Genomic DNA, 6,036 nt, shown 5'->3' with positions numbered 1-6,036 from the left:
ATTTGTTCGCTTGGTAATTCTGTAACGTATGGCCATCGTATTCTTTTATGTATTAACTTTAAAATTGTTAGTAACTATTTTAATTACAAGTATTTAGTAATGCAATTTATTTGTAACTTTATTTAAAGTTAACCTTCAGTCTCCTTTCAATTATTTTTACAATCTTGTAAAAATAGTACTTTTTTATCAAAATAATTCTATAATATTTTAAATTTAATTGTACAATTAAACTTATATTAAATGTACAATTTTTTTTGCTATTTCTAAGAGATAATTCATTATTCCTTATCAATAATCCACATCTAATAGGAAGTTAAACCTCTTTTAGCATACCTATTGAGTCTTGCCAATGAGTTTTATAAGATTTGTTCGTTTAGAAAATCCGAGATTTTTTAGTAGTTACTCTATTTTGTCTTTTAGTTTTCTAAAAAGTTAAAACATTTGTCCACTTTAAGAGAAAAAATATTAGAGTTGTAAGTCCAATACTGACGAAAATTGCTCCTTGCCAATAAAATAATCTCGTTCCCCAATTTTCCCAAGTCCCTTTGCTAAAAACTTCATTTTTGAAATAATTCTTAGAAATTCTCCAATAAAGAAAAATGATTATTAAAAACAGTACTATTGCAATAATCCAACTATTTTCCATTTTTCATTTTTTTAGTTAAAATGTTTTTAATTGTTGCCAACGAGTTTCTTTATTTAGCACTATAAAAATTATGCTTATTAACTTTACTAAGAAACAAGAGGAGAACTAAAACGGGTTTTAGATTTAAGCTCTATTATAAGTATTAGTCCTCTTGTCTCTCTTAGGTTGCTTAGGACCACTTGGAATACTAGGTTTATTAGAACCCATTAAAGGTAATAGTCATAGCAACAATTATTAATTTAATTATAAAAATATGCAGCTTAAAAAAAACGTGATAATATATTAGGATTTGACCTTGGAATACTTATAAGATTTGTGCTACTTAAAAATCGGAGATTTTTCTGCCGTAGCAAATTGTTAGTTGAATGTTTGTCGTATGTATTAAATCAAATTTAAGCATAAATTTTATGAGGTGTTGGCCTTTAGTTATTTTTTTTAATTCCGCGAAATTGAAAAACGACTAGTACAAACTAAGTATTGCCTTTCATTTCTGAATCTATTTCAACTTATACCTGGCCAGTACGTTCTTCAATTTTATTCCAAGTTTGTTTCAAATAACGTGCGCTATTTTGTTCAAAAATTATAGCTTGATTGAAATTTATTTAAAATATAATATCAGGATTAATAATACTTTGAAAATAGGTCTTCAATAGAAAGATAGCGCTCGCCAGTATCATAATTCATAGTTAGTATTGTTTCTTTACCATTTAAAGTTTGTAATTGTTTTCTAACAGCAGCTAAAGAAGCTCCTGTAGAAATACCTACTAAAATGCCTTCAGTTTTTGCTAAATTTTGAACTTCTGAAAATGCTTCGTCTTTTGTTATTTTAATGACGCCATCAATTGAATTTTTATTGAAAACTTCTGGGAAAAAACCTGGTCCAATACCTTGTATAGGATGAGGTCCTGGTTCTCCTCCAGAGATTATTGCAGAATCATTAGGCTCAACTGCTATAACCTTTAAATTTGAAAAAGTTTCCTTTAAACCCTCAGAAATACCAGTAATATGACCACCAGTACCAACTCCAGTAATTAAATAATCTAAACCTTCAGGAAAATCATTAGCAATTTCTAAAGCAGTTGTTTTACGATGTATTTCTGGGTTTGCTTGGTTTGTGAATTGTGAAGGCATCCACGCATTTTTATTATTTGCAACTAATTCATTAGCTTTTGCAATGGTACCACCTAAGCCTAACTCTTTTGGAGTTAGTACAAGATTAGCTCCGTAAGCTGCCATTAAAGATCTTCTTTCAACAGACATTGATTCGGGCATTACAAGAGTTAGTTTGTAGTTTTTAACTGCAGCAACCATTGCTAAGCCGATACCAGTATTTCCAGATGTAGGCTCAATAATTTCTGTATCCGGAGTTAAAATATTTCTTTTTTCAGCATCCTCAATCATAGATAATGCAATTCTGTCTTTTATGCTTCCTCCTGGATTAGCTTTTTCAAGTTTCATCCAAACATTTGCAGTTGGAAATAATTTAGACAATCGTACAACTGGTGTGTTACCAATGCCTTCTAAAATGTTATTGATTTTCATATTTTATATATTAATTTGTTAGTTTTTATATTTAAGTCTATACCTTTTAAAATTATTCGTGTAATTCTAAACATTCTGTTATTTAGTTTTTTATAATGAAGGCTAACGGGGTTTTATTAGATTTGTACAACTGGAAAATCGAAGATTTTTCGGTTTGTTAGAATTTTTCTGTTTATTTTTTCGCTCTGTTTATTTTTTCGTTTTTGTGCTAAAATCAAACCGTTTATTCCTCAAAGTCCGAATCTTAGATATTTAGTTTTGTTTCGGGTTTTATTTTTAACAATCATATGCTGTTCTCTATTCATCTTTCTTTTTTTGCGAAAATTTTTAGCAGGCTCGTTTAATAATTGAAATTCAATTTATAAAATTCCTCGTTTCGTAGGGTTTCCGTCTTTATGGAAATGAAAATTTCAAAGGAAACTTGGATACATAACATCAAGAAATTATTTTCCATTAAAACTGAAAATAAATAAACTGTTCACCACTACCTTGTGCAATGGCAACCAAGAAAAACATGACGGCCCAAACTACAGCTAATACAATTGGTGATATTTTTTTTGAAACTGCTTCAACGGAGGTGTTTCTCATAAACCAGTGGCATAAAAATAGTATACCTATAATAATGCCTACTTTTAAAATATCAAAAGAACCTAAAACTTTTTCTCCGTCCGGATTAAAATAAAACATAGAACTAATCATATTCCATGCTGTTTTAAACTCTCTAGCCCTAAAAAACACCCAGGTAATATTAATACAGGTAAAGGTTGTGAATGCCAAAAACATACCGTTCCATTTTGTGATTTTAAAGGGTATATATTGGCGTTGTAATCTTTCTAATATCAAATAAGTACCATGTAATCCACCCCAAACTATAAAGGTCCAAGCGGCTCCATGCCAAAGTCCACCTAATAACATCGTTATCATAAGTGCTGCATACATCCTAACTACACCATGACGATTTCCACCTAATGGGATATATAAATAATCGCGTAACCATGAAGATAGGGTGATATGCCATCGTTGCCATAAATCAGAAAAGCCTAAAGAAGCGTATGGATATTTAAAGTTATCGGGTAAGATAATTCCTAACATTAAGGCGATTCCAATGGCGCAGGTAGAATAACCTGCAAAATCAAAAAAGATTTGACCTGAAAAAGCTAATGTTCCCATCCAGGCATCCCAAAAATTTAAAATTTTATCTGAGCTATACACTTTATCAACAGTGTCTGATAACAACGTATCGGCCATCACAACTTTTTGAAATAAGCCTAAAGTCAATAAAAACAACCCCCAAATGAATTGATTTAAAGTGGCTCTTTTTTCTTCATAAAACTGTGATATCAAATCTTTGGCTCTTACTATAGGACCAGCTACTAACTGTGGAAAAAATGTAACATACAATGCAAAATCTAAAAAGGTTTTGGCACGTTCTGTTCTTTTCAAATACATATCTATAGTATAAGACATCGTTTGAAAGGTGTAAAATGAAATTCCCATAGGTAATATAATATCCATATGTGTTGATTGATAACCATAACCATACGTATTTAAAACGGTGGTAAAATTATCCATAAGGAAATCACGATATTTAAAAAATCCTAAAAACCCAAGGTTGACAGACATACTCAACAATAACCATAGTAACCTTTTTCGTTTATTTTCTTCAATAGCTAATTTTTTTCCAGTAATCCAATCTACAATTGTTGAAATCCAAAGTAAAATAACTAATGGCGGATTCCATAACCCATAAAAAATATAACTTGCAAAAAGAAGCATCCTCTTTTTACCTGTCCAGTTAAATATTTTTGAATAATATAGTGCCAAGACTATAATTAAAAACACGACGAAACTTAATGAATTAAAGAGCATGGTTTGTAGATTTTAAGTTAATTAAAGTGCCATCTTTTTTCATGATTCCTACTAATTCTGTAGTAAAATATTGTGCATCTTCTTCTGACAAATGAGATTCTTCCGGACAAATAAGCCCCTTTAAATTGTCATAATCTTCAAAATGATAACTTGGAACATTTGCTTGTTTTACTAAATCCTCCCAAAAATTAGCTCTTGGCACTCCCATATTTTCTCCTGCTCTTAATGTACCACTTGATGGGCACCTTATTAAAATTACATGACCACCACGAGCTTCAAATACTTTTAAATCGTTTAAAAAGAAAGTCATTGTTGAGGCTTTGTCTGGCGGTGGTCCACTTGCTGCACCTTTCATAAAAAACTGCCACACTTTAATTACAGAATTGGCATAGGCTGTATCTGTTACTGTTATTTGTTTCATGACATTATTTCTGTCTTCTGCAATTTCACCAAATTCATGAAAAGGAGGCATTGGATCAACAACCCGATTTCCTATATTTATTTTGCCAATCAATTCTTTTAATTTAATACCATCAATACCTTGGTCATCACTTAAAAATGCTAATTTTTTTTGAAGAGGTAATGATAACATATGATTTGAAATCTGAGCATAGGTTCTTTTTTTGTAATAATCTACTTTTGACTGTGGCCATTGCCAAGGCTGTGCATCTGGTGAAGTAGTTGAAAAAAATAACCCTGGTGTGATTCCTACGACTATGGTTCCAGCAAAATTAGTATTAGTTACAACATCATGAAAAATGGGTAAAGGTGAGCTGCCAACTGACGCTAGTTGAATTGGCCGAATACCTATTTGTGCTTCCCATTCATCTAATTGCATGTCAAAAAGTACTCTTGAGGAACCCATAAGCAAAACGTTATTGCTTGAGATTTTTTCTACTCTTGCACGTTGCACTGCCCAAAGGGCTTCATTATCGTCTAATGTTGGATAAATTCCTTGATAACGCCAAAAAAGCTCCCATGTTCCTATTACAACTAAACTTAATATAGCTGTAACAATAAATGTTTTTTTTAAGTTCATAATAGTTGGTTTAATTCAATTCAATTTGCAATTTAATTTTCTAGTATGCACTGCTTTTAACCCAAGTAGATTTCCGAATAATCGTAGTTTTCAGATATTATTCTTGCAATTTTAGCAGCAATGTAACAAAAGTTACAGATATATACAAGTGATAATAAGCATTTTAAACTAAGTGGTAATAGCTTTCACTAATAATTGATTGAAAATCTAAAATATTGTATGTTTAGCAATATAGTTGATAAACATACAATATTTTGGGTTTGATCAATGATTACAAGTTTTAAATCGAAACCTACTTCTTGGCAGTGTTTTTCACAAGATGGTTTTAATTCTTTCTTGTATATTTGAGTAAGTTATCTTTTTTTAGTCAGCCTATGAAAGGAAAGTACACGAGTCACAATTACTAGCAACTCCTTTTAACCAAACAACATATAATCCTTATCAATTATTATAGTATATGATAAAAGCATATTGTTACTATTAATTTTATTTTGAAATTGCAATTTTTGATTGTCTAAAATAGGTTTAATTCAGCCAAAGAAGTATGATATAAGTCATTTTGATTGTATTTGTCAATTTGTTTATACTTTACTTTTATAACTAAATCTTCCAGTTAAAACAAATCCGATTCCCAAACCAAATAATATCCCAGATAGAAATCCAATTCCATCATTATCAAAAACAAAAATCGAGATACCTCCAGTTATTATTAATATTCCTCCTAAAATTCTAGCTTTATTCATATTTGCCTGTTTTTTTGGTTATAGAAAAACATTAGTTGAATGTTGTTAGTTCGTTATTTAGTTTAAATGTAAGCATAAATTTCAGGAGTTCTAAGGTGCAGTTTATCATTACTTTGTATCACAGAATCTATTTAAATCATTTATTGTCATTGCTCCAGCAAATCGTTTAATTTCTTCTCCGTTTTCAATTAGTACAA

General features: G+C 30.3%; 4 protein-coding genes. All 4 read right to left on the bottom strand.

Going from position 1 to position 6,036, the window contains the following annotated elements; genetic code table 11:
- Positions 1-1,267: 1,267 nt before the first annotated feature.
- The 4 genes from cysK to Q0352_RS05180 all read right to left on the bottom strand — a co-directional run bounded on the left by cysK (position 1,268) and on the right by Q0352_RS05180 (position 5,839).
- Positions 1,268-2,188, bottom strand: a complete 921-nt coding sequence (cysK, locus tag Q0352_RS05195) for a cysteine synthase A (RefSeq protein WP_299524661.1) — start codon at positions 2,186-2,188, stop codon at positions 1,268-1,270.
- Between the two features lie 453 nt (positions 2,189-2,641).
- Positions 2,642-4,012, bottom strand: a complete 1,371-nt coding sequence (locus Q0352_RS05190) for an MBOAT family protein (protein ID WP_299524658.1) — start codon at positions 4,010-4,012, stop codon at positions 2,642-2,644.
- Positions 4,013-4,046: 34 nt separating this feature from the next.
- Positions 4,047-5,096, bottom strand: a complete 1,050-nt coding sequence (locus Q0352_RS05185; protein ID WP_299524655.1) for a hypothetical protein — start codon at positions 5,094-5,096, stop codon at positions 4,047-4,049.
- A gap of 581 nt (positions 5,097-5,677) precedes the next feature.
- On the bottom strand, positions 5,678-5,839 hold the full coding sequence (locus Q0352_RS05180) for a hypothetical protein (RefSeq protein WP_299524652.1): 162 nt from the start codon (positions 5,837-5,839) through the stop codon (positions 5,678-5,680).
- Positions 5,840-6,036: the final 197 nt, after the last annotated feature.

This window comes from uncultured Lutibacter sp., from assembly GCF_937891065.1.
Taxonomy (GTDB): Bacteria; Bacteroidota; Bacteroidia; order Flavobacteriales; family Flavobacteriaceae; genus Lutibacter.
Note: the sequence above shows the minus strand (reverse complement) of the source record. Positions and strands in the feature narration are given on the sequence as shown.

Bases quoted from the DNA above. Each gene is read 5' to 3' on its own strand.
- cysK (WP_299524661.1), bottom strand. From the start codon at position 2,188: ATGAAAATCAATAACATTTTAGAAGGCATTGGTAACACACCAGTTGTA.
- Q0352_RS05185 (WP_299524655.1), bottom strand. From the start codon at position 5,096: ATGAACTTAAAAAAAACATTTATTGTTACAGCTATATTAAGTTTAGTT.
- Q0352_RS05180 (WP_299524652.1), bottom strand. From the start codon at position 5,839: ATGAATAAAGCTAGAATTTTAGGAGGAATATTAATAATAACTGGAGGT.